Raw genomic sequence first — 25,954 nt, 5'->3', positions numbered from 1 at the left:
CGCCTACAGAAAGCTGGGCGATCAAACTGGCGTTAAGAATAAACAATGGGGGTTGTGTCACGAGTACGACACAACCCTATTTACTAGGTGCCTAGCTCCCAATTCAAAGCAGATGCGATCGCCCAGTGCAATGTCAGCGGGTCAAAGGGTTTGGCTATGATTCCTTTAACTCCTAGTGTTTCATAATGATGGGGTTCGAGTAATCCAGCCTGTGCAGTCAAAAACACCACAGGTATAAACTGCATTTCCGGCTTAGCCCACAGTGCATCCAAAAACATATAGCCATCCATTTCTGGCATCATAATGTCCAGCAGGATCGCATCTGGTTGTTCAGCGATCGCCTTGAGTAACCCTTCTTCTGCCGATGTCGCGGTAATGACAGTCCATTGGGCTAATTTTTCCAAGCAGGTTTGCACTATCCGTTGCACATCGGGTTCGTCGTCAATTAACAAGATGCGCTTTGATGCAGAGGTCACCATCATCGTCTGTAACAGCACTGTGCCGCCTCTCTTAAAAGAAAAGACTATAAACCATTGAAGTAACTACCTATGAAAGATCAATAGTTCAAGGAAATTGTGAGGAGATTCTGAGCGATTAGCATCACCAGGCTACAACTCTGTTCTACTCTCCGTTCTAAAGATAGGTTACTACCAATATCGTGTCTGGTTAAGTGCTTATAAAACCCAAAATGCGAAAGCTACACTGCTTTCATTTTAAATAAACTCGGAATTTTTCGTGAGATAGATGAGGCGTGTAGTTGAACAGGCTCATTAAGATGCGATCGCGACTCAACAACTCCTGCGAATTCACCATAATTTCCTCAGAAAGCCCTTAGATTTTCCCTCTAGAGTTTCAATAAAGTGCCATAAAAGCAAATTTAGCAAGATAAGCAAGAGAGGAAAAAACTATGAGAGCAGTTTGCTGGCAAGGGGCTAATAAAGTGGGAGTTGACACGGTCCCCGATCCCAAAATTATTAACCCACGAGATGCCGTTATCAAAATTACGTCAACCGCAATTTGTGGGTCTGATTTACACCTCTACGATGGATTCATTCCGACGATGGAGCAGGGCGACATTCTCGGGCATGAATTTATGGGAGAAGTTGTTGAAGTTGGTAGTGAAGTCAAGCGGATTAAGGTTGGCGATCGCGTCGTCAATCCATTCCCGATCGCCTGCGGTCACTGTTTCTTCTGCAAACAAACGCTTACATCTCTCTGCGACAACACCAATCCCAATGGATGGCTCGCAGAAGCGATTATGGGATATTCACCCTCCGGCATTTTTGGCTACTCCCATATGCTAGGAGGCTATGCAGGCGGTCAAGCCGAGTATGCCCGTGTTCCCCATGCTGATGTTGGTCTATTCAAGATTCCAAACGGATTAGCAGACGAACAGGTACTGTTCCTTTCAGACATCTTTCCCACTGGCTATATGGCAGCAGAAAACTGCGATATTAAGCCGGGTGATATTGTTGCCATTTGGGGCTGTGGTCCCGTGGCTCAATTTGCCATTCGCAGTGCCTATATGCTGGGTGCTGGAGGTGTCATCGCTATCGATCGCATTCCTGAACGCCTGGAGATGGCAGAAAAGGGTGGGGCAGAAACGCTCAACTTTGAAAAAGTCGATGTGGGTGAAGCCCTCAAAGAAATGACGGGCGGACGCGGTCCCGATTCAGTCATGGATGCCGTGGGCATGGAATCTCACGGTTTGGGTCTAGAAGGATTTTATGACAAAGCGAAACAAGCTGTACGGTTAGAAACCGATCGCCCGCATGCACTCAGACAAGCGATCGTTGCCTGTCGCAAAGGGGGCACGGTATCGATTCCAGGTGTATTTGCTGGATTTGCAGACAAGATTCCAATGGGTGCTGCAATGAATAAAGCTTTGACCTTTAAGACTGGACAAACACACGTTCATCGCTATATGGGACTGCTGCTCGATCGCATCCAAAATGGCGAGATTGATCCTTCCTTTGTGATCACTCATCGCCTGCCGCTGGATCAAGCCCCGGATGGTTACGAGATCTTTAAGCACAAAAAGGATCGCTGCATCAAGGTCGTACTCAAGCCAGGACAGAGTACCTGAAATTCCAGTGAGGCAACCTGAGAATTGCTGATGATATCGATCGTCTCAGAACTGTCTCATTGCTGGAATGCTTCGGGGCTATTGGCTTCCAACCCCTTACCCTTCAACGCAGTTAATTTGTTAACGACTCAGATAATTTGTTAAGCAACACCTGTCCTTCGCCCACAGAAAGCTGGGCGATCAAACTGACGTTAAGAATAAACAATGGGGGTTGTGTCGTACTCGTGACACAACCCTATTTACTAGAACACCGATTCAGTAATCAAGAGGAAGTAGCAGAATGCTCAGTAGTGTGAGTGAAAAATTTGGCAATGATATGAAGATTGTGAACAACAGCGGTACGGCGAAGATCGAAGAGATTTTTGCGAGAACCAACATAACGAGCTTTATCTGTTTGCCAGCGACCAATATGAAATAAAGAATGCTCAACAGCAACGCGTTCTCGCGTTAATTGACGTTGTTGTAGTTCTCGAAATAACGCGAGAATTTCCAATGAAGCGGAAATAGCATTGCGGAAGTGGTCATCACTCAGCCCCAACCAATCCCGCGACGTTTTCAGCATCTCTTGCAACTGGGATAATTCTTTGGTTAATTCTTCCTTCCGCAGTCGATTCTCTTCCAGTTCTTCGCTAATGACTGATAAATTAGGTAAATCAGCTTGTTCTATAGAAGCAGTAATATTAGTTACTTGATTGTGACGAATACCATCTGACAACAACCGCGATAAATTCTTTTGCACAACTGGCGAAAGCGTTCCCAATTCTTTTTGAATTGTTTCGGTCTTTTTCACCAGCACTTTTAATACTTTGTCCTCTGTGCGTTGCGCTAAAACAAAGTAGTAGCAGTGAACAACAGGCGATCGCTGTAATTTTCTGTCAATACGTCCGTTGCGCTGTTCCATTCTCGACGGGTTCCAAGGCACATCAAAATGGAATAGGTCTGCACAATTGTTTTGCAGGTTTACCCCTTCCCGTGCTGCATCCGTGGCTATGAGAATACGGAGAGGGTGACGCGATGGGTCGGAATTAAAAGCATTTTTAATAGCTTCCCCGCGTTCTTCACCAATACCACCATGAAATACATCAATGCGATCGCGTTCTCTATCTGATCCGGCGATCGCTTCTTGAAGTTTTTGCTCGAGGTAGCGTTTAGTATCTGTATATTCAGTAAAAATAATGACTCGTTTATCTAACCAAGCAGCATTAGGTTTACCCAAATTAGGACAGAGATTTTGTTTAATCCATGCCACTAATTTTTCAACTCGTGGGTCTGCTTGATATCTGTCCATTAAATAATTATTGTCCAATTTAAATAATTATTGTCATGTTTGCATTGAAGAGTCGCAATCGCCAAAAGACCTAACCAATAAGGATTTTGGCGATTTTATTGTGAAATAACTCAATGAGAAATTTTTAAAGTAAATGATGTCATAAATATTATAAAATTTTAAAGTAAATGATGACATATTTTTAAGAGGTGCTTATGCCCAGAAAGCCTACGAGTAAAGGATTTCCACCTTTAGAAATAGAAGACACACCAACAATGGAGGATGAACAGGCAAAGTACCTTCTTGTTAACGAAGATTCAGCAGATTACTTAAAAAAGGTGGACTTGATAGATGCTATTTGTCAAGCACCTAACAAGGCGGCTCGTAGGGATGCGATCGTAGATGCAGCGAAAGCTCTGGGTAAAAGCACTCGAACTATTAAGCGCATGATAGAGAAAGTTGAACAGATAGGAGTTGCAACTCTGGCTGTTGGGCGCAAGGATAAAGGACAATATCGTATTCCCAAGTATTGGCATGATTTTATTGTAAGTCTTCATGAATGGGGTAATAGAGAAGGTTCTCGGATTAATCACAATCAGATTTTTGGCTATTTAAAAGCTTTAGCTTCTAAAGGAGAGGAACTAAAAGACAAGAAATATAATGAGAAATTTAAGGGTTATTCTCAAGTACGGGAAGATTTAATAGCAGGACAGTGTCCTTCTCATGTAACAATTTATAAAATAATAAATTGTTATCTTGAAGAAAAAAATAAGAGAGTACGTCATCCCGGATCGCCCATAGAAGGGCAAATTATTCAAACAACTGAAGGTATTTTAGAAATCACACACAGTAACCAAATTTGGCAAATAGACCATACAAGATTAGATATTTTGTTGGTTGATGAGAAATTTAGAAAAGTTATTGGTCGCGCATATATCACCTTGGTAATGGATAGTTACTCTGGCTGTGTCACAGGTTTTTATCTGGGTTTCGAACCCGCAGGCTCACATGAAGTTGCTTTGGCTCTGCGTCATGCAATTCTGCCAAAACACTACGCGACAGAATACGAACTTCAAGAAAAATGGGAGATTTGTGGAATTCCTGAATATGTAGTGACAGACCGTGCAAAGGAATTTAAGTCAGAACATTTAAAACAAATCTCACTAGAATTAGATTTTAAACGGCGTTTGCGTGCTTTTCCCCAAGCTGGTGGTTTAATTGAATCAATATTCGACAAGATTAATAAAGAAATTTTGTCATTATATGGCGGGTACACTGGTTCTAGCGTTGAAGAACGCCCTCCAGAAGCAGAAAGGACTGCTTGTCTGACGCTGGAAGATCTAGAGAAAATATTAGTGAGGTATTTTGTAGACCACTATAATCACCATGATTATCCAAGAGTGAAAAATCAAAAACGTATTGAGCGATGGAAATCAAAATTGCTAGAAGATTCTGAAATTGTCGATGAACGTGAACTAGACATTTGTTTAATGAAAGTTGCGATACGCAATGTAGAAAAACATGGTTCTGTAAACTTTCTTGGTTGGGTATATAAAGGTGATTGCTTGTTAGGTTACGAAGGCAAACAAGTTTCTTTAAAATATGACAAGCGTAATATTACAAGAGTTCTTGCTTATACTCGCCCTATTAATGGCGAGCCAGGAGAGTTCATAGGTGTTATACAAGCTAGAGATTGTAAAATACAAAGAATATCTCTAGCTGAATTAAATTATAGTAAGAAAAAATTGCGCGATGAAGGTAAAGAAGTTGATAACTCTTCTATTCTGAACGAGCGGTTGTCTAGATTCGAGGATGTTGAACAAACACGAAAGGAGAGACGCGGACAACGCCGCAAAAAAGCTCAACAAGAACACGAGATCAAGTCGAACAAATCAAAAGTAGTAGAGTTATTTCCTGAAAATGCAACACCAGAGCAAACAACAACATCGCAAGAAAATTTAACATCTACTTTTGATGCAGGTTCAGAAAACGCTGTAAATTCAATAGATAAGGAAGTTACGCACAATAAACCCAATCCTAATCAAACAGCCAAAGCTAGACGACGACCTAGAGCAGGTGTGAAAGATTGGAACCAATTTATAAGGGATAATTGGTAAATGAAATGTCGGAGACAAACTTAGCCCACGCCAATCTAGAATCTCAGCAGCAGGTAGCTGTAAGTTCTCAACCTGCTGAGGAACAAAGGCGATCGCCTGAAGTACAAGCTGAGGTTGAGCGGATTGGTAAAGCTAACACTTACCTTCCCCTAGACCCGCGATACCGAATTGTTTGACTGGCTTGATGATCAGCGTGATGCAAAACTCTGTGGTTACATTACCTCTGCTACGGGTTCTGGCTTATTTAAAGCTTGTCAACTGTACAGGACGCAGTATGTCAAACGACGAGGGACGCTTTTAGAAATTCCTGCAACTGTGATTTATGCAGAAATTCACCAACATGGTGGGCCAACAGATTTATATTGCTCCATTATGGAGGAAATAGGCCATCCACTTGCTCATGTTGGAACATTACGAGATTTGCGATCGCGGGCATGGGGAACTCTCAAAGGTTATGGAGTTAAAATACTTATAATCGGTAATGCCGACTACTTAACTTTGGAAGCCTTTAATGAGCTAATTGATGTTTTTACAAAACTGCGAATCCCCGTTATCTTAGTTGGGACTTACTATCTAGGCGATAATATTCTTGAACGGAAAAGTCTCCCATACGTGCGCGTTCATGACTCATTTTTAGAGTCATACGAATTTCCTAATTTAACTAAAAAAGAAATAATTGAGGTTGTGGACGACTGGGAAGAAAAATTTCTCCTAGAAAGCAGCCGATTAAATCTTACTCAAATTGATAGTGCAATTTCTTATTTGGAACAGAGATCCAAAGGTTTGATTGAGCCTTTGTATGATTTGCTTCGCAAGATTGCAATACTGAAAATTGATGAACCAAATTTTGAACTTAATCAATACGATTTGACCCAACGTTTCGGTAAACGTAAACAACCAAAAGTTAAATTTGATAGGAAAGGCTAAAATGTATCCTTTGCTTAAATATCAAGATATTCGGGAATGAGATATAAGCTATGAAGCCAGAAATCAATAATTTTAGAGGATTCTGGCACTTAATCTGCTAGTCGATACTTCCCTTAGCGACAAAACTTAGTGTTTGTTCAATAGACTTTAGCGCTGATTAAATATCTGTACTCAGTGCATCTGCCTCAGCTTTAATCACAGCCACACCCTTACCAATTTCCGTCAGGGATTTTTTTATAGTTCTGATTCGTCCCAAAGCTGTGCGGATCTGCTGAATCTGTTGTTCAACAGCATTCACATCCAGTTCTGATTCAAAGGTACGCAATTTATTTAACCTTTGTTGAATTACCAAAAAGCGAATAGCAATGATTAAAAATGGATGGGTTGTGGCGATCCAATAACCTGACTCAGAAACTCCCTCTGCCCAATCACCGATTTCCTGCGCTAATCCCTCGCAGGAATAACTTAAAAAAATTGCCGAGTTTGCAGAACGCCGCACCATTGCTGACTGTAAATGTTGAGTGATTGCTTGGCGACCAAAAGGCTTTGAGGGTCGTTTTCTAGCTTCAATCACTATTGACAGTTCAATTACAGCTAACGATTTACTGGTGAACTTTAGGAGAATATCGCCAGTATCCCCATCACGACCAATATGCTCCACTTCTACTCCACTCAATTTTGACCAATTTCGTAGTTCGACAACAACTAATTCTTCATAGTTGATGCCTTTTGCAGTTGTCTGCTCAAGTACTTGTTGTGTCACCTGTTGATCTCGAATTTCTCTGGTCAGTTTTTCCACTTGTTCGGTTAATGGTTTGACAGACTCAGAAACCACATCTTTAACTGCCGCAGCCAGAGTGCCGTTTTCCTTAGTAGCATTTATTAATGCTGCTTTAAATGCGCCTTGAATGGAATCAGAGCGTTTACCATCTAACAGTTGACGTAATGAATTGAGAAAGCGGCCAACAACAGAAGTTTCTCTGGCAGGATCAATTTCTTGTGTAAGTAAAGTGCTGACGCTATTGAGTTTTTCAGTGAGGATGGCTGAAGTCAGATTAATTTGATTTTGGAGTGGGGCTAATAATTGCCCATTATCTGTTCCTACTTGATTAATTAATTCCTGCTGGAAAGACTCTGCAATTACCTTGACTGCCTGCTGAAACTCCACCAACAAGGATTCCATCTGCTGCTTGATTAATTCGTTGCCATGACGAGTTTGAGCAGTTTGCAAGCAAAGAAATCCTAATTCAAAAGCATCCCGGCAAATATCCTCGTATTCTGACTGGGGAAATTGTTGTAAATAGCTGATTGCATTTTTGAGAGGGATTGCCATACGATGAATCAAGACATGGCTTTGGGTCAATTCAATACTAGAGGGCAGGTAATAGGAGTCATTGGTCGAGCGGTTCATGGAGCAGGGGTAGGCTGGTGACGATAAATTGCACCCTACTACCTATTTTTTATGTCAGTCAAGGTGATGAAGAAAAGTTTTGTCAATTTGCAAAAACTGAAGAATTAATTTGGGTGTTGAGGGTTATGCCACTGTTCCAACAGAGGGTTAATTACTTCGGCGTTGGCGAAAAGAAAATCAGCTACAGCCATAATTCTCTGGTAAGGTAATCCAGCTTCTCGGCGGCTAGCTTGTCCACCCAACCAGTGATAAGCCGTCGATTTAGAGATGGCACAGATTTTTGCTAATTCTTCATAACCCAATCCCCAACGATAACTAAAGTCTTGGGGAGACATGAACATTTGGTTGTGCAATTCTAGCAACTGCTGATGTTGTTGAGCTTCAGACATGATTGCCCTGAAGCCTTTCCAATAATGAATTATCCAAAGGTTCGATATCTTCCTCGAAAGCGAAATCGCAGGTGCAAATTTCACGAGAGGGACTGCGCGGATCAAAAAGAACTAGATAGTGTAATCCGGTGGCAATACAACTAGCTTGTTGGGTGTATATGACTCCGATGATGCGACCAAAGTCACCATTGGGTACTTGAAACCATCGTACCCATTCACCGAGATGAAATTTTTGCTGAGGTAATTCGCTGGGAATAACCTCCGGTAAGGCCACTGGCGGTATTTGGGGGAATATATCAGGCATAGGGTTTTCTCATATCTCAAAAATTAGGCATTTTTAGACTGATTGCAAACATTAAATTAATTTTTCTCAATATTGTTACTTTAACAGATGAACCTTGCTACACATTATTAAACATTGTTAAACATTTTCCAGTAATATGATGAACTGGCGATAAATATTTCTAGAGCTGATGAGCTAGAGCGACACGTACAAACTTCTATATAATCTCCCAAAGATATCCACAAGAATTAGGTGAGGTAGGCACAAGAAGAACACCATCCCCATTACTGATCTTGTCGTGAGGATAGTTATTAAAACAGTTGAGGATTTGGGTGTCTAAAAACTCTCAAGCAAAATTCCTGAAATTCCTATTTGCACTTTTTCCTAGTCTTGTTCGGTTAACCGAACAAGACTCTAAGCATCTAGGATTTCAACCAGCTTGCTGCCAAGATACCTAACCGATCTGCTATGGCAGTTGTTCAATAGTTTTATTTTCCTAGTTGATGGCAAGCCCTTTAGGTATTGAAATGTAGTTATGGAGCCAGAAGCTGTTCAACATCCGCCTTGGTATATTGAACCCCAAGAAGGGGAGAGTATCAGCCACTATTTTGGTAGATTTAGGCGACACGAAGCGGTTTGTGTATCATATCCAGGGAGTTTAAGTAAAGCCGCAGGAATTGGCCCAGTATTAGCAAGGTGGGAGAAATTTCGATTTAATCCGTTTCCTAATGAAAAGGAATTAGAGGCAATTTCTAAATTAATTGGCTTGGGTGCAGATCGAATTGCTCAAATGCTCCCGCCCAAGGATGAGAAAATGAAAATGGAGCCAATACGCTTGTGTGCTGCGTGTTATGCAGAGCAACCATTTCATCGATTGAAGTGGCAGTTTCAATCAACGGTGGGGTGCGATCGCCATAAGCTGCGTTTGTTATCAGAATGTCCTTATTGCAAAGAGCGTTTTGCTATCCCCGCTTTGTGGGAACAGGGGGAATGCAAAAAATGTCATGCCCCTTTTAGAAGTATGGCAAAGCGTCAGAAGCCTTACTAAGTTAAATCACTGCAATCTAGTTATTGTGGTTCAAATTTTTAGTCATTTACTGTACAAGCATTAACAGCGCTTCACAGTTAGCAGTTGTTTTTAATAACCTCTAACAAAAATAAAGCCAATCAGCCGGGTATAAAATACCTTTTTGCCTTCCAGTGGTAACATGAGTGATTGTCTGTAAAAAGACATTTATTTAATTGATGGGTTAAACAGAGAGTAAGTTAGCAAAAAGTTCATTAATGCTGACTTTGTTTATACTCGCTATCAATAAGTGCTAATACCCACGAAGTAAAGGCAAATTTCTGCTCATCATAAAGTCAGGGATTCTACTGTTATGGCAAAACTCACCCTTCCGAAGCTGGAACGTCACCTTTTTGCGGCGGCTGATATTTTGCGCGGGAAGATGGACGCTTCTGAATATAAGGAATTTATTTTTGGGATGCTGTTCTTAAAGCGGGCTGCTGATGTGTTTGATGGGCGCTATCAGCAAATTGTCAAGAATTTTATGGATAAAGGAGAGAGCGAGGAAACTGCTAAGGAAAGGGCGGAAAATCCTAACCGCTACATTGCAACTGATACAGAAGCTTATACGTTATTTGTACCGATAGAATCTCGTTGGAGTACCATAGTTAATACCTTTCATCAACAGATAGGTAATAAACTTAATATTGCTCTACACAAACTTGCTGATGCTAATCCGGCGGTGTTACGGGATGTTTTTGAGCATATTGATTTTAATAAGCAGGTGGTTGGCAAGAGTACGTTAAGCGATTTGCAGTTACGTCAAATGATAGAACATTTTGACAAGCGATCGCTACGTAATGAAGATTTAGAATTTCCCGATTTACTGGGTGCGGCGTATGAGTATTTAATTTATTTCTTTGCTGACTCTGCTGGTAAAAAAGGCGGTGAATTTTATACTCCCCGTGGGGTGGTGAAGTTAATGGTGCGAATTGTCAACCCCCAAGAAAGGATGGAGGTTTATGACCCCTGCGTGGGTTCGGGGGGAATGTTAATTTTATCTAAGCAGCATATTGAAGAACATGGTGGAAATTCCCGCAATTTGAGGCTTTACGGCCAAGACAATAACGGGGGAGTTTGGGCTATCTGCAAGATGAATTTATTGCTGCATGGCATCCCCAATGCTGTGCTTCAGAATGACGATACCTTGATGGTACCCATTAAAGATGGGGGAGATTTAAAGCATTATGACCGAATATTGAGTAATCCACCGTTTTCGCAAAACTACAGCCGGGGTAATAAAGATAATGAAATGGAGTTTAAAGACCGATTCCGCGTTTTTTGCCCTACGAGTGGAAAAGCTGATTTAATGTTCGCCCAGCACATGCTAGCGGTGTTAAAGCAAGATGGGATTATGGCGACGGTAATGCCTCACGGGGTATTGTTTCGCGGTGGAGAAGAGAAGAAAATCCGCAAGTTATTTATTGAAGAAGATAATTTAGAAGCGGTGATTGGCTTACCATCACAATTATTTTATGGGACTCCGATTCCGGGGTGTATTTTGGTGATGCGTCCTACAGGTGCGAAACCAAAAGCGACTCAAGGTAAGGTGTTATTTATCAACGCTGATGCGGAATTTCAGGCTGGACGCGCTCAAAATTCTTTGCGTCCTGAACATATAGAAAAAATTGTCTCGGCTTATGAAGATTTTACAACTAATGCCGATTATGCTGGGATTCCTGGTTATGCGGCGGTAGTGACTCAACAACAATTGGCTGACTACGAATATAACTTGAATATTCGGCGCTATGCTGATAATACCCCACCGCCAGAACCTCAAGATGTACGAGCCCACCTTTTGGGTGGTGTACCAAAGTCTGAGGTGGATGCACAGCAAGAATTATTTACTAGCCACGGTTTTGACCCGATGACTTTGTTGCAACGGAGGGAAGGGTAAACATGGAAGAATATTTAGATTTTCAGCCGACGTTAACGGAACGCGCCCAAATTAAGCAGCGCATTGAAACAAATGCAGGGATTGTACAGCAGGAGGAGGAACTGCGGCAAGTTACTCTCAATTGGTGGCAGGAACATCAACAGGGTTTAATTGATTTGCCTAAAAACAAGGAGTTGATGAAACTGCGGGCAAAATTTTTACAGACTTTTGAGGCGGCGGTGCGTCCCATTGGTTTGTTAGATAGGTTTAAGACTATGGGAGTTATTGCCAGCTGGTGGGAAGATGCTTATGAGGTTTCTGCGGATTTGAAACGTTTAGCAAATTTGGGTTTTAAAGGTTTGATTGATTCTTGGGTGGATACGATTCGGGATGCTTTAGAAGATACGGAAAGTAAGCAATCTGGTAATAAGTTTGACCCTTTGAGTCACAAAATTGTCCCGGCGCTGGTTCCCCAGTATTTGCAACAGTTGGAAGATGCTGAGGCCGATGTGGTGATGTTGGAGCAGGAGAAGGAAGCTTTTGAACAAGGGGAGGAAGGGGAAGCGTCGGAAGATGGGGAATCTGTTAATTTTGTCAAGCAATTAGAAGAACAACTGAAGGAATTGAAATATGCAATTAAGGATGGTCAAAAACGGCTGAAAGAATTACAGGGAACTGACCGCAAGAAGGGGTCGATTAAGTATGAGAAAAAAAAGGGGTATGACACAACTGCTTTAGAAGAGGAATTGGCTAATCTGCAATCAATGGTGATACCAAAAGAACAGGAAATTGCTGAGATTGAGGTACAGTTACAACCTTACAAGGATATTTTGGAGAGGTTGAAGGAAGCACGTAAGCGGGTGCGGGAGTTGAAAGGGTTGCTTGTAAAAGAGTTGGAAGCCGCGAGTGCAGCTTTAAGTGAGGAGAAAGCGCAGGGGTTGGTGTTGGATTTGTTTAAGGCGGATTTGTTGATGCAATTGGAGAGATATGTGAGTGAACACCGTCAGATGGTGATTGCTGCGGTAGAAAATTGGTGGGATAAGTATAAGGTGACGTTGGCGGAAATTGAGAAGGAGGAACAGGAGGTTAATTTACAGTTGAGTGAATTGTTGAGGGGGTTGGGGTATGTCTAGCTATACGGAATCTTTGCCGGATGGTTGGCAACTTAAGAAAATTAAAGAAATATCCGAAACCTATGCAGGTGGAACTCCTTCCCGTAGTTCATTTGGATTCTTTGGGGGCTTTATACCTTGGGTAAAGTCATCCGAACTTAAGAGCTGATTCGTAAACAAAAGCTTAAGAAGCCATCCGCTTGATCATCAGACGAATCAATGAGCCATAAATCATAGCTTCACTTAACTCTGTGTACAACTCATAATCCTTACTCAAACGCCGAAATCTATTAAGCCAGCCAAATGTCCGTTCCACAATCCATCGTTTCGGCAATCGCTCAAATGTTTTCGATATCCTTTCAATCACCTCAACACGAACCTTTTCTCCGCAAACTTTCTTGACTGCTTGAGCAAAGTTTTCTCCTGAATAGCCTTGATCTACCCAAACAACTTCCAATTTGGACAATTCTTTAACCGCCTCATGCAGTACAACCACAGCACCTAAACGTTCTGACGCATTGGCTTCAGTTACTAAAACACCAATCAACAACCCTTGAGAATCTACAACTATATGTCGCTTACGCCCTTTAACCTTCTTACCACCATCGAAACCGTAGACCTCCCCTTTTTTTCCGTGGTCTTCACTGACTGAGAATCTGCGATCGCCACGGTAGAATTTTCATCTCGCCCTAAATCTTGTCGCAGTTGATAGCGCACTTGGTCGTGAATCTGCTGCCAGATGCCTTTACGCTGCCATTTTTGAAAGTAGCCATACACTGTTGTATATGGAGGAAGGTCATGAGGTAGCATTTCCCATTGACACCCAGTACGTTGCACGTAGAAAATTGCATTCAATATTTCTCGTAAATCTACTTCTACAGGATGCCCAAATCCCTTTGGCGTAGGGAGAAGAGGCTTGAGAATCAACCATTCAGCATCGCTTAAATCACTTGGGTAGGGTTTGCGGTGTGGATTCTCAATCGTAGGTATACGGCTCATCGACAACAACATAAATTACACTCGATTTAGCCTATAACCTTAACAAAGCCGGATTCAGCTTTCTTTAGATTTTCTTTACGAATCAGCTCTAAAGCCGGACTGCTGCACGACCTCCTCACACGCGGTATTGACGATCGCGGCGAACTGAGAGATTATACACGTAACCCTGAATTGTTTAAGCGATCGCTCTTGGGGATAATTCCCAAAGATTGGAAATTCACGACCATCGGTGATTGTCTGAAAGATGGAACAATTATCGACGTTCAAGATGGTAATCATGGTGAACTCCATCCTAAAGCTGAAGATTTTGTTGCGGAAGGTGTTCCTTTCTTAATGGCTAATGATTTAGTAGAAGGTGAAATCGATTTTGAAAACTGTCATAAGATTACTGATGAACAATACTATTCACTAAGAATTGGTTTTGCTAAGTCTGGAGATGTACTTCTAAGCCACAAAGGAACTATCGGTCAAACAGCTATTATTCCATCTGGTACTCAAAACGTTATGCTTACACCCCAAGTCACGTATTATCGCGTATCAGAAAATGGGAATTTATTAGCTGAATTTTTACTTTGGTTCTTTCGATCTTCCTACTTTCAGCATCGTCTTCAGGTGCTTTCAGCACAATCAACTCGTGCTTACATTGGCATTACCCTTCAGAAAACTTTAGCAATATTAATTCCACCTCGTAATGAGCAAAAACACATTGTAAAAATTTTTAGTAACTATGAAGAACGCATTAAAGTCAGAAAGGCTTACTTAGAAAAACTCAAACTTTTAAAAAAAGGCTTAATGTCAGACCTATTAACCGGACGGGTGCGCGTCAAAATTTAACCAAAAAAGGAAAAAAAAATGGGGTCGGGACTTGAATACACACATGCAGAATTACCCACAATAGAACAACTCCAAAAAATGCGACAACTTCCCGGCGGTTTAGGCTGGGAATACATCGAAGCCAACCATTTAGCAGCAATCCCCGAACAACGGGACAACTACCACGAAGTTCTCTTACTTCCCCGACTCCAGCGCCAACTGCGAGAAATCAACCCCGACCCCCAACGGACAACCCTGGCTAGACGAACGCCGCATCAACCAAGCCATCAGCCAACTGCAAAACCTTGGCCCCGGTAAACTGATGGAGAAAAACGAAACCCTGACAAAACTTCTCCTCACAGGCGTGAAAGTCGAAGGACTCACAGGTAAACAAACCACCATCAACCTGATAGACTTCGATCACCCGGAACGTAACGACTTTCTCGCCATCAGCCAATTCCGCATCGACCCACCGGGAGTAAAAGGCCCCAAAGGTCACTATCGCCCCGATATCATTTTGTTTGTCAACGGTATCCCCCTCGTCGTCATCGAATGCAAAGCCCCAGGTGCAGATATGCTTAAATCTGGGATTCAAGACTTGCTACTTTACTCCAACCAACGCAACAGCCTGCAACCCGAAGGAATTGAGCGTCTATTTCACTACAATCAATTGATGATTTCCTGCACCTCCGGGCGGGCTGTGGTGGGTACGGTGGGGAGTCAACCCAAGCATTATCTCGAATGGAAAGATACCAGCCCCTTTGATTCCAACTTCATTGCCCAGGTTTTAGACATCACCAACCCTACCCTTCCCGAAGAGGAATTAATCTCAAGTGCATCTAATTACTTATTACCTGAATCTACCCCTACTAACGAAGATGAGACTTTAGCAGCAGTCAAAAGTGGCGAAAAGTTAGAAGATTTAATTGATATATCTAAACTTAACCGCCGCCAGCAACTCATCGCCGGAATGCTTCACCCTGCCAGCTTGTTGGACATCCTGCGCCACTACATTCTGTTCACAACCAAACACAACCGCCGCATCAAAATAGTCCCACGCTATCAACAATTCAGAGGCGTATCCAAAGCCGTTGACCGTTTAATACACGGTAAAACAAAAACAGAACACGGTAGCCAAGACCAGCGCGGCGGTATTATCTGGCACTACCAAGGCTCTGGTAAAAGCTTGGATATGGTGTTTATCCTCCGCAAACTGCGGACAATTACTCAACTTCAACAGTTTAAAGCCGTCATCGTTACCGATCGCACAGATTTAGAAGACCAACTATCAGAAACAGCAACCCTTTCCGGTCAAACTTTGCAAGTCGCCCAAAACATCAAAGACTTAGCGAACAAACTGCGACAAACAGGGCCGGGTATTGTTTTTGGTATGGTTCAGAAATTTAACAAAATTAATGAAGCGAAAGAATACGCTGATATTGAAGAGTTAAACAATGCTCTCAATCCCTCCGAAGGCATTTTACTATTAATCGACGAAGCTCACCGTTCCCACAGCAACACCCTTCACGCTTACCTTTCCAAAGCTTTACCCAACTGCGCCAAAATTGGTTTTACAGGGACTCCCATTATCTCAGCAAAGAAAAAGAAAACAAAAGACATCTTTGCCCATGACGAAAATGCCTATATTGATGTCTACAGTATCCGCGATTCCCAAAAAGATAATGTCACCGTTCCTATTTTCTACGAAGGTCTGGAAACAATGGGAGCAGTCAAAGGAGCCACTACTCTAGACCAACTTTTTGAGGTGCTATTTCAAGACTATACCGCAGAAGAACGCGCAGCGATTAAATCCAAATACGCCGGAAAAAAGAACGTCCTCAACGCTAAAGAACTGATGAAGGACAAGGCTAGACATATCTTACGCCACTATGTCACCCGGATCATGCAGGGTAAATTTAAAGCTCAGGTAGCGGCAAGCGATCGCCAAGCTTGTGTTTTGTACCAGCAATATCTTACCGCAGCCAAAGAGGAACTGATTCAAGAATTAGAATCAAAAGCCGTTATTTTGCAAAATCTGACATTAGAATCAGCACCAGCCGAATACCGCACCCTTGTCCAAGCTTATCCTTATCTAGATACCATCAAGCGCCTGGAATTTGCGGCGATTATCTCCGCCGATAGCAAAAAAGACCCCCAAGCCTGGAAACAATGGACTGATGAAAACAACCACACCACCTACAAAAACCGCTTCTGGAAAAACTTAGATGAAGACGGTTTAGCTTTTTTAATTGTGAGTAATAAATTGCTGGTAGGCTTCGACGCACCTTTAGAACAAGTGCTATATGTAGACCGCAGCTTAGTAGAACATGATTTATTACAAGCGATCGCTCGTACTAACCGCACTGCCGAAGGTAAAGACTATGGTTTGATTGTAGACTATTACGGTATCGATATCGCCGCCGCCATGAGTATCTACGACCAAGAAGATGTGGATGGCGCTTGGTTTGATATCCAAGAAGAACTACCCAAACTAGATGAAGCCCACCACCGGGCAATGAACTTTTGGCAAGAACGCAACTTAAATATTGACGGTGACAAAGAAGCTTGTGTAAATATCCTAAATCATGACGAGCGATCTCGCGCGGAATTCTACCAACTGCTACGGGAGTTTCTGCAAGCAATGGATGCCTTTTTACCTCGTCCCCAAGCTTTGCGTTATCTCAAAGATGCGAAAAAATTGGGAGAATTAAAGAAATTAGTCGATGATATTTTCCAAGATGAACGCCCAGAAGACGCTAAAGAAAAAGTTCAAGCACTGATAGACCAACACATCCAATCTCAGGGTATTAACCTCAAAGTCTCACCAGTAAATATTTTAGACCTCGACTTTGAGCAACGGGTACAACAAAGGCGTTCCGTGCAAACTCGTGCGGCTGAAATGGAACACGCCATCCGTTACCACATCCGCACCCATCTAGACGATGACCCAGTTTATTATCGCAACCTCAGCGATAAACTAGAAGAGATTTTACAACGTTTTGGTACAAATTGGGATGCGATCGCTACAGAATTTTTAAACCTAGCGCAAAAAGTCCGAACAGAACAAACCGAAGTTAGCGAAAATCAACCATCAGCCCGAATTCGCCCCTTCTTCAATGCTCTCATAGATGCGCTAGACTCACCAACACCAGAAATTTCCATCCAACTCCAAACCTTTAGCACCGAACTGGTAGACTATATCTACAGCCAAAGTTATGTAATCGGCTTCTGGAACGATTTGGTAGCCAGAGAAAACCTCTGCAAGAATATCTGGCTGAAATTAGAAGATTTAAATGTCTTCCCAGATAGTAAACTGGATGGTTTAGCAGACCAAATCACCCAATTAGCCGAGCGACACGATGCAAATCGAGGGCGATGAAAACCATTAATGTTGGAGAACTCTCCTTTGAACTGCGCGAAAGCCCCCGTCGTCGCACAGTTGAAATTACTATCGAACGCGACGGTCAACTAATCATAACAACACCACCTCAAGTCCCAGTAGAAAAACTAGGACAAATTATCGAACAACGCCGCTTCTGGATTTATAGCAAACTGCTGAAAAAATCAGCAATAAAACAGCCAACTGAACAAAAAACTTATTTACCTGGCGAAGGCTTCCACTATTTAGGACGCAGCTATCGCCTGAAATTAGTAGATAGCGCAAACAACCCACTTAGACTTTACCAAGGACGCTTTGAACTTTTGCGATCGCATCAAGAGCAAGGCCGAGATTTATTTATTCAGTGGTATCGCGGTCATATTCAACAGCATTTAGAATCAATTACTACATCTATCGCTAACAGAATCGGCGCAAAACCTACTTCTATCCAAGTGCGCGAACTTGGTAATCGTTGGGGTTCATGTAACCCGAAAGGTGATATTTATTTCCACTGGCGTGTTGCTCTGCTTCCTAATGCGATGATTGAATATGTCGTAGTTCATGAAATGGTTCACTTAGTTCAACCCAACCACAATAGAGATTTTTGGGACAGGGTAGAGCGAATCTTACCTGACTGCGTGGAAAGAAAAGATTGGTTAGCGAAAAACGGCGCAATTTTTAGCTTATAAATTGCGATGAGGAGTAACAGTCTGTCAAGGAAAATCATTTCCCTATGCTGGCTTATTGTTGCGGTGGATTCTGCTTGTTTTGTCGCTCCTCAACTGCCTTACTCACAAGCCGCACAACAAGATTACTGATGGGACGGTCTTCTTCCTCAGCCCATCTCACCAAAGCCTCGTGGATATCTTTGGGGAAATATATGGAAGTTTGTACGCGATCGCTCTGACTCATCAACACTACAAAGATTTGTTGCCAGTTCATCATACTCCCGTAACCTTGGAACAAGGCTCAATAATGTTTAACAATGTGTGACAATGTTTTGTGGTAGATTGAAAACATTATTGAACTAGTGCGACAATGCCGAGGTTTTTGGATAGCGATCGGGTCAAGTGGCGATCGTCATCTGACGAAAACTAATAAGTAATTAGTTCTAAGTACACAAATAAAATTATTTATTGAGTGGAGATTTGGTAACTATGAGCCGTAAGAATGATTTCAAAGGTTCAACCCTCAAAACTATACGATGTCATCTAGGGGCTAGCGAAGATGTACTTCGTAAAGTATGGGAAGAAATGACTCAAAAAAATACTCCTCTAATTATTAAATTATTAAAAAGTGTAAGCGAACAGCCAGAATTTGAAGCTAATAAGAAAAGCGGAAATATAACTAATAAAGAAATCACAAAATTACGTAAATCTATAACAAAAAATTCTGAGTTGGAGAAACAGTCAGGTCGTCTTGGCTCATCAGCAGACTCTTTTGTAAAAGAGGTTTATTCTTCATGGCTTACTTTATATCAAAAGCGAAAAAACCAGAAAGAGCGTAAAGAGTACTTTCTCAACAATATACTCAAGAGTGATGTTGAACTTGTAGAAGAAAGTAATTGTGATTTACAAACAATACGTTCTAAAGCACAAGAAATACTTAGTCAACCGGAAGAATTCTTAAAACAAATTAATAACGCAAATAAAAAAACAAAATCCAGCCCGAAAAGAAGTAAAAAAAACAGTGGGAAAGAAAATACTGTTACAAAAGAAGATGCCAATAAAATTATTCCAAAAACATTGAATGGGATTTTATATGAGATTCACAGAACAACACAGGAAGTTTTAATACGCTGTGCAGTTAGTTATTTGCTAAAAAATTATAATAAAGTCAGTGAAGTAGAGGAAAATATCAAAAAACTTGAAAAACGTCGTACTGAAAAAGAAGTCCAGATTAGACGTTTGGAGAAACAGATTCAAAATAACCGATTGCCTAACGGTAGAGATATAACTGGAGAAATATATAATGAGGCATTTGATAATCTAAAAAATCAAGTACCTAGAGATAATGAAGAATATAAAGAATGGATACATAATATATCAAAAAAGATATCCAATTTTCCATATCCCATAGATTACTTGTATGGAGATTTGACTTGGTATAAGAATGAAAAAGGACAGATTTTTGTTTACTTTAATGGCTGGTCTGATTATCACTTCCAAATTTGTTGTAATCAACGGCAACGTCATTTTTTTGAACGCTTTCTAGAAGATTATAAAACTTTTAAAAAAAGCGAAAATGGTGAAGGAAAGCTTTCAGGTAGCTTGTTTACACTACGTTCCGTACAGTTGTTATGGCAACAAGGTGAAGGCAATGGTGAACCGTGGAAAGTTCATAAATTATCGCTACATTGCACCTATGATGCTCGTCTATGGACAGCAGAAGGTACTGAGGAGGTGAGAAAAGAAGAGACTGCTCAAGTGCAAAAACGAATAAGTAAAGCAGAGGAGAATAAAAATTTAGATAAACAGGAACAAAAAAAACTGAAAGCAAATCAATCTTCGCTGTCTCGACTTAATAATTCATTCACTCGTCCTAGTAAGGCAGCTTATCAAGGTCAATTTAACATAATTGTTGGCATCAGTTTTCATCCTGTTGAATTAGCAACGGTTGCTATAATTGATACAAATACCAAAAAATTACTTGTATGTAAAACAGTAAAACAGTTACTAGGCAATGCTTTTAATCTGTTAAGCCGCAGACGACGACAAGTGCATTTAAGGAAAGAGAGAGAAAAAGCTCAGAAAAAAGATTCGCCATGCAATATGGGTGAATCGGAATTAGGGGAATATATTGATAAATTATTGGCAAAGAGAATAGTAGAAATTGCTAAGTCTTATCAGGCAAGTTGTATTGCGCTACCTACATTAAAAGACATAAGAGAAATTCGCACCAGTGCAATTCAAGCAAAAGCTGAGACAAAAATTCCAGGGGATGTAAAGGGTCAAAAATTATATGTTAAAGAATATAACCGTCAAATACACAATTGGAGTTACAACAGACTCCAAGAATCCATAACGTCGAAATCTGCTGAATTAGAAATTAGTATTGAATTTGGCATCCAGCCCCATTATGGTACTCTGCAAGAACAAGCCAGGGATTTAGCATTTTATGCTTACCAATGCCGAATTAATGCTATTAGCAAATAAAATTTCTAATCAAAAAGTAAGATTTAATACAATGCGGTTTAGTTAAGCATTTTTTCCTTGTCTCTGTGTCCTTTGCGCTTGGATTGCCGCAGGCTACCCTCCGCGTCTACGTTAAAAAAATTAAGTTTGACAAAGACTTTTAGCGCTAACTGAAGCGTATTGTGATTTAATAGATGTTAAATCGGTGCCTTCATATATGCTCTTTTGAGCCTTAACTGTATGATGCTAATACAGTATTAACCCCTTTATGTAAATACTGTTGGAATGGGTTAGTTTAGCGTTTGGGAAAACGTATTCTTTCTGACCCTGGTAGCTGCCAACTCTACCTATGCGGTCATCTAAATGTTTGTTAGCAGTAATTGCTTGGGTAAGCTAATGCTGCTCTTAGATGAGAAAGTACTCGCACCGAGACGCATGGGAAGTATAAGGTGTTAGGGTTCCAAACAGCCCAGAGCCTTTGCTCTTGACATCAAACTCTTTTAGCTTGGTGTTAGGTGCCAGAGCGGCCTGTACTACTAAAATCTTAGATTTTGGTTTTACTAGGAGTGTCATTACCTCTTACTTTACAACAAAGTAAGGGTACGGGTATACCGTCACGGTGGCTACCGAACTACCACCCCCTAATTTTTATTTTTGGCAGGTCGAAGCGGGGGCAAAATCCCTGGGGTGCTGCCAAATGTTCAAAACTCTTGTCTGCACTGGTTATTACTATTTTAGTCATGAAGAAAATTTTATTCATTGACTGTAGAAAATAGGAATTAAAGGAGGCTTGTCAATTTTGCCTCCAGAAGTCCTTGTTGGCAAGAGTTTTCACGGGTGCGGTTTCCAAAGCCCTCTCGTTAGGTGGTGGGTTGAAAGTGTTATTTAACGAGATTTTACCATGAGAGACGCATTAGGTTTCCAAAGCCCTCTCGTTAGGTGGTGGGTTGAAAGAGTGGCTTAGATCCGAGTATTGGATACGCGCATAAAGAGTTTCCAAAGCCCTCTCGTTAGGTGGTGGGTTGAAAGATGCGCGACATCCTGATGAAGTCATCCCCGGAAGGTTTCCAAAGCCCTCTCGTTAGGTGGTGGGTTGAAAGTTGTGCCGATCGGTTAAATCTGATTGTTAATCCTGGTTTCCAAAGCCCTCTCGTTAGGTGGTGGGTTGAAAGTTGTGACCACCGAAGTAGCCGCTTTGGTTATATAATTTTGTATTAGGGTGGTTTGAAAGGAGCGCTGCGATCGCACGCAAGACGCAGCTATTTTATAATAGTAATGCCTCTGCTTGAACGAAAACAAGAAAAGAAGAGGTAGTATATTTTTGTAATTAAACTGCAAATAAAGCGCTTTAAAGTTAGTCTTGCAATTCAAGAGTCTTGGGCTTGCTGTAATCTTTTAAATTAGAAAACATATATTTGTCCGAGTTTTACAGGCTGATTTTGGACAATAATTCTTTAAAACTGGTTTCAACTCTGGACAATAATTCTTTAAAACTGGTTTAATTGCTGAAAGTCCCGGAAATGCCTAACTTATGTCCTTAAATTTTGTAAAATTGGACAATAATTCTTTAAAACTGACAATAATAATTTAATGGACAAATGGAGAATAACGGATTCGAACCGATGACCTCTGCGGTGCGATCGCAGCACTCTACCAACTGAGCTAATTCCCCTTAATCGGTGCTAAGTCAAGAGTAATATTACTCATTAACTCAAAACATTATCACCATAGATTATTCTAACATTCTGTTACCGATGGTTGAGGCTGTTTTTGGGAATAAACTTTTTGCACCCGTTCGAGTTCCAAATCACTGAGATAATCAACAGTCCCAGTTACAGCAGCGTTGAAGCATGTGGAATGGATAAGTATTCGCTACACCAACAACTTGCATTTGCGATCGCTTCGCCGCTTCGATACCTGCTGGAGTATCTTCGATTGCCAGACATTCTTGTGGTTGGAGATTCAAGTCGGGATATTCTTTATTTAAGCGTTTTACTGCCAGTAGATAACCATCGGGTTCTGGTTTACTGGTAGTGATGTCATCACCTGCGACAATGATTTTAAAATGTTCAGCTAGTTTAGCGCGATTGAGTACCAGTTCTATTTCTGTGCGAATCGCGCCACTAACTAATCCTAGTTTCAGATTGCGCGACCGCACCTGATATATTAAGTCTTCTACACCTGGATATAAAGGCAGTTTCTTTATTTTTTCTAGTTCCACCGTATAAGCTTGGGCTTTGCGGTACAGCAACTGAGTTAAATAGTTTTCATTGGCTACTCTACCACGATTAGCGAGTAGCTGCCCAAAACAAGCGCGATCGCTGCGTCCTAAAGAAGCTTGACGCTCGCTCACCTTTTGGGGTTGGAGATTTTCTTCAATGAGAATCTCATCGATCAGTTGCAGGTGGATTGGCTCATCGTTAATGATGACACCATTAAAATCAAAGAGAACTGCCTTTAAACTCATGCCATTATGCCAAACGCTGGAGAACCAAGTCCCTCCAAATCATTATTATCTACTGATGTGGGAGTATAATGACGGACATTTTCGGTTGCTATTGGTTTTATGCCGCTAGTTACCTGATTTATCCACCATACATCCTGCGATCGCACTGCTTCAAATCCGGCTGCACCCATATTCGCTTCTGTACTACTAGCAGCATATTCACGAATATATGGCTCCTCAAAAACATCATTTAGCCATTCTAACTGGCGCAGAGTCTTCTGATTCCCATCAAGAATTAATACTTGTCCTCCAGTTACCAGCAACCGGAAGCTTTCTCGCAGAATTGCTAGAGACACCGCATCTGGTGTTTCATGGAATAGCAAAGAAGCTGTTACTAAGTCAAATGTTGCATCCCTCAAACCAGTTTTTTCAGCATTTCCATGTCGCCAGACTATCTCCAAGCCAGCATTTCTAGCTTTATCTTCCGCTCTTACCAGCATATAAGGTGATAAATCCAAGCCAATAACTTCCGCTTCGGGGAAAGCCCGCTTTAACATTAAAGTAGTGGAACCAGTACCGCAGCCTAAATCAAGTATGCGTCGTGGTTTTACCTTCACGGCATCAACTAAAGCTTGACGGACAATACCTTCATTAGGCGGTAGAACGTATTGAGTAACCGGATCGTAAGTAACTGCTGCATCGGAATTGAGATACCCGCCAGCAATCCCGTGAAAGTTTTGATTACTGTAGTACGCCGGAATTATGACATCATCTCGTCGATAGCGATCGCTCTCTTTCTCCCAATTAATACTATCAGCGTAACGCTGTAATCCATCTTCATCAATCAAAAGACGCACTACAGGGGATAAAAAACGTTCCCAGATTGTATCTTGACGCACTGCCATATTGTGTCAGAACTTTAAGGAGCTATTTAAACACAGTGATTTTCTTTACAAATTTTAATACATTAGAGAAACATTTGCTTTCTCCCTGTGGTGATAGATTGACGTTTGTAATCATTTTTGTTACATTTATAATACAAAGTTTAACTCCTAAAAGTAAGTTCTTCAGCTTCACGAAAATTCAAGGAGCCAAATGAAAGACAATACAACATATAAATTGCTACAACTAACTAGGTAATGGGTTATATGTCATACCGATAATTATCACTGCCCTATACCCAATCTAAAATTTAAAATCCAAAATAGAAAAAATTATGCCCTACGAAAAGTTAGAAATTACCACACCAGCACCCGTCTTATCTTGGGCAAATCACTCTTTGGGCCCAGAAGAAACCAAGATGGCCAAGAATGTGGCATCATTACCATTTGTATTTAAACACGTGGCATTAATGCCAGATGTTCACTTAGGAAAAGGTGCTTTAGTGGGTTCTGTAATTGCAACCAAAGAGGCAATTATCCCAGCTGCTGTCGGTGTAGATATTGGTTGCGGTATGAGCGCTATCAAAACAGCATTTACCGCCGAACAACTAGAAGGTAAACTAAAGAAAATCCGCCTAGATATTGAAGCAGCAATTCCGACTGGATTTAACGAAAATAAAGACGTTGAAAAATCCGTCAGCAATTGGCAACACTGGGATGATTTTAAAGAGTTGCATCGCGGCGTGCAAGACCTACAAAGTAAAGCTATGAAACAGATGGGTTCTCTCGGTGGAGGAAACCATTTTATTGAAGTGTGCCTCGATACAGAGAATCAAGTTTGGCTGATGCTGCATTCTGGTTCGCGTAACATTGGCAATAAACTTGCCCAGTGTCATATTCACACAGCCAGAGAATTAGCAAAAATGGCAGGTAATAAATTGCCTGACCCTGATTTAGCTCACTTTGTCGCTGGTACGCCAGAATTCCAGGCATATTGGCACGATTTACAATGGTCACAAAACTATGCGCGTGTCAACCGCGATGTGATGATGGCGCGTTTTAAGCACATAGTTGAGAAGCATCTCGCCGGTGGGAAGGCAACTAAACCTTTATTGCAGGTTAATTGTCATCACAATTATGCCGAAAAAGAAGTGCATTTTGACGAGGATGTATACGTTACTCGTAAGGGTGCAGTCCGCGCCCAGACTGAAGATTATGGGATTATTCCTGGTTCGATGGGGGCAAAGTCTTTCATCGTTAAGGGTAAAGGTAATGCCCATAGCTTCTGTTCTTGCTCTCACGGTGCAGGGCGTTTGATGTCTAGAAATAAGGCAAAAAATGTCTATACACTTGATGATTTGATCGAGCAAACAAATGGTGTAGAATGCCGCAAAGATGAGGGTGTGTTAGATGAAATTCCTGGTGCTTATAAGCCGATAGAACAAGTTATGGCAAATCAAGCGGATTTGGTTGAGGTTGTCGCCACACTCAAGCAAGTTCTTTGTGTGAAAGGGTAAATTAGATAGGGTGGGCAATGTCCACCTTTTTTATTTTTTAAACGCAAAGGCACGCGGAGGTAAGCGCAGAGATACGCTGAGGCATAAATGATTGTTTTAAGTGAATCGACTGAAGAAATAGAGCTATCTGCTAGCGCTAGCGAAAATAAATTAATGACTGAAACTGCCCAATTCTTACTTAATGTAGAGATTGTTGGGTGGTATTATTTATTTATTAAAGTATAAATATATGATAAATTACTAGTGTTTAT

Annotated in this window: 21 protein-coding genes, 1 tRNA gene, 3 pseudogenes and 1 CRISPR repeat array; of the genes and pseudogenes, 14 read left to right on the top strand and 11 right to left on the bottom strand. The window is 41.3% G+C overall.

Annotated features, from left to right (window positions below; genetic code table 11):
- Positions 1-83 precede the first annotated feature (83 nt).
- Positions 84-497: a response regulator gene (locus tag NSTCB13_RS30740; protein WP_448274824.1), complete on the bottom strand. Its 414-nt coding sequence runs from the start codon at positions 495-497 to the stop codon at positions 84-86.
- A gap of 410 nt (positions 498-907) precedes the next feature.
- On the opposite strand from NSTCB13_RS30740, the gene NSTCB13_RS30735 reads away from it, so the two are divergent.
- Positions 908-2,086: a zinc-dependent alcohol dehydrogenase gene (locus tag NSTCB13_RS30735; RefSeq protein WP_448274823.1), complete on the top strand. Its 1,179-nt coding sequence runs from the start codon at positions 908-910 to the stop codon at positions 2,084-2,086.
- Between the two features lie 262 nt (positions 2,087-2,348).
- Here NSTCB13_RS30735 and NSTCB13_RS30730 read toward each other — a convergent pair.
- Positions 2,349-2,564: pseudogene (locus tag NSTCB13_RS30730) on the bottom strand (hypothetical protein); the annotation flags it as partial.
- 3 nt (positions 2,565-2,567) lie between these two features.
- Positions 2,568-3,368: pseudogene (locus NSTCB13_RS30725) on the bottom strand (helicase-related protein); the annotation flags it as partial.
- 200 nt (positions 3,369-3,568) lie between these two features.
- Here NSTCB13_RS30725 and NSTCB13_RS30720 point away from each other — a divergent pair.
- The 3 genes from NSTCB13_RS30720 to NSTCB13_RS30710 are packed head-to-tail and all read left to right on the top strand — an operon-like array spanning position 3,569 to position 6,397.
- Positions 3,569-5,470 (top strand): Mu transposase C-terminal domain-containing protein, encoded by a 1,902-nt coding sequence (locus tag NSTCB13_RS30720; RefSeq protein WP_448274822.1) that lies wholly within the window; start codon positions 3,569-3,571, stop codon positions 5,468-5,470.
- Positions 5,471-5,475: 5 nt separating this feature from the next.
- Positions 5,476-5,646, top strand: a complete 171-nt coding sequence (locus tag NSTCB13_RS30715) for a hypothetical protein (RefSeq protein WP_448274821.1) — start codon at positions 5,476-5,478, stop codon at positions 5,644-5,646.
- A complete protein-coding gene (locus NSTCB13_RS30710; RefSeq protein WP_448274820.1) occupies positions 5,639-6,397 on the top strand; it encodes an AAA family ATPase in 759 nt (252 codons plus the stop codon). The genes NSTCB13_RS30715 and NSTCB13_RS30710 overlap by 8 nt, the downstream gene beginning before the upstream one ends.
- Positions 6,398-6,554: 157 nt before the next feature.
- Here NSTCB13_RS30710 and NSTCB13_RS30705 read toward each other — a convergent pair whose 3' ends face one another.
- The 3 genes from NSTCB13_RS30705 to NSTCB13_RS30695 form a co-directional block, all read right to left on the bottom strand.
- The gene (locus NSTCB13_RS30705; RefSeq protein ID WP_448274819.1) at positions 6,555-7,730 is read right to left on the bottom strand and encodes a hypothetical protein; all 1,176 of its coding nucleotides are present in this window, start codon (positions 7,728-7,730) and stop codon (positions 6,555-6,557) included.
- A 182-nt stretch (positions 7,731-7,912) separates the two neighbouring features.
- The gene (locus tag NSTCB13_RS30700; RefSeq protein ID WP_190945738.1) at positions 7,913-8,197 is read right to left on the bottom strand and encodes a helix-turn-helix domain-containing protein; all 285 of its coding nucleotides are present in this window, start codon (positions 8,195-8,197) and stop codon (positions 7,913-7,915) included.
- On the bottom strand, positions 8,190-8,501 hold the full coding sequence (locus NSTCB13_RS30695; RefSeq protein ID WP_448274818.1) for a hypothetical protein: 312 nt from the start codon (positions 8,499-8,501) through the stop codon (positions 8,190-8,192). Before NSTCB13_RS30695 ends, NSTCB13_RS30700 begins: the two co-directional genes overlap by 8 nt.
- A 514-nt stretch (positions 8,502-9,015) precedes the next feature.
- Between NSTCB13_RS30695 and NSTCB13_RS30690 the strand changes: the two genes are divergently transcribed.
- The 4 genes from NSTCB13_RS30690 to NSTCB13_RS30675 all read left to right on the top strand — a co-directional run bounded on the left by NSTCB13_RS30690 (position 9,016) and on the right by NSTCB13_RS30675 (position 12,703).
- Positions 9,016-9,528, top strand: a complete 513-nt coding sequence (locus NSTCB13_RS30690) for a TniQ family protein (RefSeq protein WP_448274817.1) — start codon at positions 9,016-9,018, stop codon at positions 9,526-9,528.
- Between the two features lie 331 nt (positions 9,529-9,859).
- Entirely contained in the window at positions 9,860-11,443 is a 1,584-nt protein-coding gene (locus NSTCB13_RS30685) for a type I restriction-modification system subunit M (protein WP_448274816.1), read from the top strand.
- 2 nt (positions 11,444-11,445) lie between these two features.
- On the top strand, positions 11,446-12,555 hold the full coding sequence (locus NSTCB13_RS30680; protein ID WP_448274815.1) for a hypothetical protein: 1,110 nt from the start codon (positions 11,446-11,448) through the stop codon (positions 12,553-12,555).
- Complete coding sequence (locus NSTCB13_RS30675; RefSeq protein WP_448274814.1) at positions 12,548-12,703, top strand: hypothetical protein; 156 nt, start codon at positions 12,548-12,550, stop codon at positions 12,701-12,703. The genes NSTCB13_RS30680 and NSTCB13_RS30675 overlap by 8 nt, the downstream gene beginning before the upstream one ends.
- 15 nt (positions 12,704-12,718) lie before the next feature.
- On the opposite strand, the gene NSTCB13_RS30670 is transcribed toward NSTCB13_RS30675, so the two are convergent.
- Positions 12,719-13,533, bottom strand: a protein-coding gene (locus NSTCB13_RS30670; protein WP_448273099.1) for an IS5 family transposase whose coding sequence is annotated in 2 segments (ribosomal slippage) — positions 12,719-13,167 and positions 13,167-13,533 — 816 coding nt in all. Because the reading frame shifts where the segments join, the coding sequence is not laid out codon by codon here.
- 189 nt (positions 13,534-13,722) lie between these two features.
- Here NSTCB13_RS30670 and NSTCB13_RS30665 point away from each other — a divergent pair.
- The 4 genes from NSTCB13_RS30665 to NSTCB13_RS30650 are packed head-to-tail and all read left to right on the top strand — an operon-like array spanning position 13,723 to position 18,414.
- Positions 13,723-14,367: a restriction endonuclease subunit S gene (locus NSTCB13_RS30665; RefSeq protein WP_448274813.1), complete on the top strand. Its 645-nt coding sequence runs from the start codon at positions 13,723-13,725 to the stop codon at positions 14,365-14,367.
- 18 nt (positions 14,368-14,385) lie between these two features.
- A complete protein-coding gene (locus tag NSTCB13_RS30660) occupies positions 14,386-14,664 on the top strand; it encodes a hypothetical protein (protein WP_448274812.1) in 279 nt (92 codons plus the stop codon).
- Positions 14,621-17,725 (top strand): type I restriction endonuclease subunit R, encoded by a 3,105-nt coding sequence (locus NSTCB13_RS30655; RefSeq protein WP_448275041.1) that lies wholly within the window; start codon positions 14,621-14,623, stop codon positions 17,723-17,725. Before NSTCB13_RS30660 ends, NSTCB13_RS30655 begins: the two co-directional genes overlap by 44 nt.
- Positions 17,722-18,414: a M48 family metallopeptidase gene (locus NSTCB13_RS30650; protein ID WP_448274811.1), complete on the top strand. Its 693-nt coding sequence runs from the start codon at positions 17,722-17,724 to the stop codon at positions 18,412-18,414. The genes NSTCB13_RS30655 and NSTCB13_RS30650 overlap by 4 nt, the downstream gene beginning before the upstream one ends.
- A 52-nt stretch (positions 18,415-18,466) precedes the next feature.
- Here the strand turns inward: NSTCB13_RS30650 and NSTCB13_RS30645 are convergent, their stop codons facing one another.
- The gene (locus tag NSTCB13_RS30645) at positions 18,467-18,670 is read right to left on the bottom strand and encodes a ribbon-helix-helix domain-containing protein (RefSeq protein WP_208766708.1); all 204 of its coding nucleotides are present in this window, start codon (positions 18,668-18,670) and stop codon (positions 18,467-18,469) included.
- A gap of 212 nt (positions 18,671-18,882) precedes the next feature.
- Here NSTCB13_RS30645 and cas12k point away from each other — a divergent pair, with 212 nt between their 5' ends.
- Positions 18,883-20,880 (top strand): type V CRISPR-associated protein Cas12k, encoded by a 1,998-nt coding sequence (cas12k, locus tag NSTCB13_RS30640; RefSeq protein ID WP_448274810.1) that lies wholly within the window; start codon positions 18,883-18,885, stop codon positions 20,878-20,880.
- Positions 20,881-21,701: 821 nt separating this feature from the next.
- Positions 21,702-22,031: direct repeats of the CRISPR family, unit length 37 nt; unit sequence GTTTCCAAAGCCCTCTCGTTAGGTGGTGGGTTGAAAG.
- A 427-nt stretch (positions 22,032-22,458) separates the two neighbouring features.
- On the opposite strand, the gene NSTCB13_RS30635 is transcribed toward cas12k, so the two are convergent.
- From NSTCB13_RS30635 to NSTCB13_RS30625, 3 genes and pseudogenes are all read right to left on the bottom strand, one after another.
- A tRNA-Ala gene (locus tag NSTCB13_RS30635) sits at positions 22,459-22,531 on the bottom strand.
- A gap of 65 nt (positions 22,532-22,596) precedes the next feature.
- Positions 22,597-23,326: pseudogene (locus NSTCB13_RS30630) on the bottom strand (HAD family hydrolase).
- Positions 23,323-24,210: a class I SAM-dependent methyltransferase gene (locus tag NSTCB13_RS30625; protein ID WP_448274809.1), complete on the bottom strand. Its 888-nt coding sequence runs from the start codon at positions 24,208-24,210 to the stop codon at positions 23,323-23,325. The pseudogene NSTCB13_RS30630 and the gene NSTCB13_RS30625 overlap by 4 nt, the downstream one beginning before the upstream one ends.
- 311 nt (positions 24,211-24,521) lie before the next feature.
- Here NSTCB13_RS30625 and NSTCB13_RS30620 point away from each other — a divergent pair, with 311 nt between their 5' ends.
- A complete protein-coding gene (locus NSTCB13_RS30620; RefSeq protein WP_445626714.1) occupies positions 24,522-25,703 on the top strand; it encodes an RtcB family protein in 1,182 nt (393 codons plus the stop codon).
- Positions 25,704-25,954 lie beyond the last annotated feature (251 nt).

The sequence above is a fragment of the Nostoc sp. DSM 114160 genome (assembly GCF_053470305.1).
Note: the sequence above shows the minus strand (reverse complement) of the source record. Positions and strands in the feature narration are given on the sequence as shown.

Excerpts from the sequence above, each read along its gene's own strand:
- NSTCB13_RS30620 (WP_445626714.1), top strand. The coding sequence starts at position 24,522 with ATGCCCTACGAAAAGTTAGAAATTACCACACCAGCACCCGTCTTATCT.
- NSTCB13_RS30680 (WP_448274815.1), top strand. The coding sequence starts at position 11,446 with ATGGAAGAATATTTAGATTTTCAGCCGACGTTAACGGAACGCGCCCAA.
- NSTCB13_RS30685 (WP_448274816.1), top strand. The coding sequence starts at position 9,860 with ATGGCAAAACTCACCCTTCCGAAGCTGGAACGTCACCTTTTTGCGGCG.
- cas12k (WP_448274810.1), top strand. The coding sequence starts at position 18,883 with ATGAGCCGTAAGAATGATTTCAAAGGTTCAACCCTCAAAACTATACGA.
- NSTCB13_RS30700 (WP_190945738.1), bottom strand. The coding sequence starts at position 8,197 with ATGTCTGAAGCTCAACAACATCAGCAGTTGCTAGAATTGCACAACCAA.
- NSTCB13_RS30690 (WP_448274817.1), top strand. The coding sequence starts at position 9,016 with ATGGAGCCAGAAGCTGTTCAACATCCGCCTTGGTATATTGAACCCCAA.
- NSTCB13_RS30720 (WP_448274822.1), top strand. The coding sequence starts at position 3,569 with ATGCCCAGAAAGCCTACGAGTAAAGGATTTCCACCTTTAGAAATAGAA.
- NSTCB13_RS30625 (WP_448274809.1), bottom strand. The coding sequence starts at position 24,210 with ATGGCAGTGCGTCAAGATACAATCTGGGAACGTTTTTTATCCCCTGTA.
- NSTCB13_RS30735 (WP_448274823.1), top strand. The coding sequence starts at position 908 with ATGAGAGCAGTTTGCTGGCAAGGGGCTAATAAAGTGGGAGTTGACACG.
- NSTCB13_RS30675 (WP_448274814.1), top strand. The coding sequence starts at position 12,548 with ATGTCTAGCTATACGGAATCTTTGCCGGATGGTTGGCAACTTAAGAAA.
- NSTCB13_RS30695 (WP_448274818.1), bottom strand. The coding sequence starts at position 8,501 with ATGCCTGATATATTCCCCCAAATACCGCCAGTGGCCTTACCGGAGGTT.
- NSTCB13_RS30645 (WP_208766708.1), bottom strand. The coding sequence starts at position 18,670 with ATGATGAACTGGCAACAAATCTTTGTAGTGTTGATGAGTCAGAGCGAT.
- NSTCB13_RS30650 (WP_448274811.1), top strand. The coding sequence starts at position 17,722 with ATGAAAACCATTAATGTTGGAGAACTCTCCTTTGAACTGCGCGAAAGC.
- NSTCB13_RS30705 (WP_448274819.1), bottom strand. The coding sequence starts at position 7,730 with ATGGCAATCCCTCTCAAAAATGCAATCAGCTATTTACAACAATTTCCC.
- NSTCB13_RS30715 (WP_448274821.1), top strand. The coding sequence starts at position 5,476 with ATGTCGGAGACAAACTTAGCCCACGCCAATCTAGAATCTCAGCAGCAG.
- NSTCB13_RS30660 (WP_448274812.1), top strand. The coding sequence starts at position 14,386 with ATGGGGTCGGGACTTGAATACACACATGCAGAATTACCCACAATAGAA.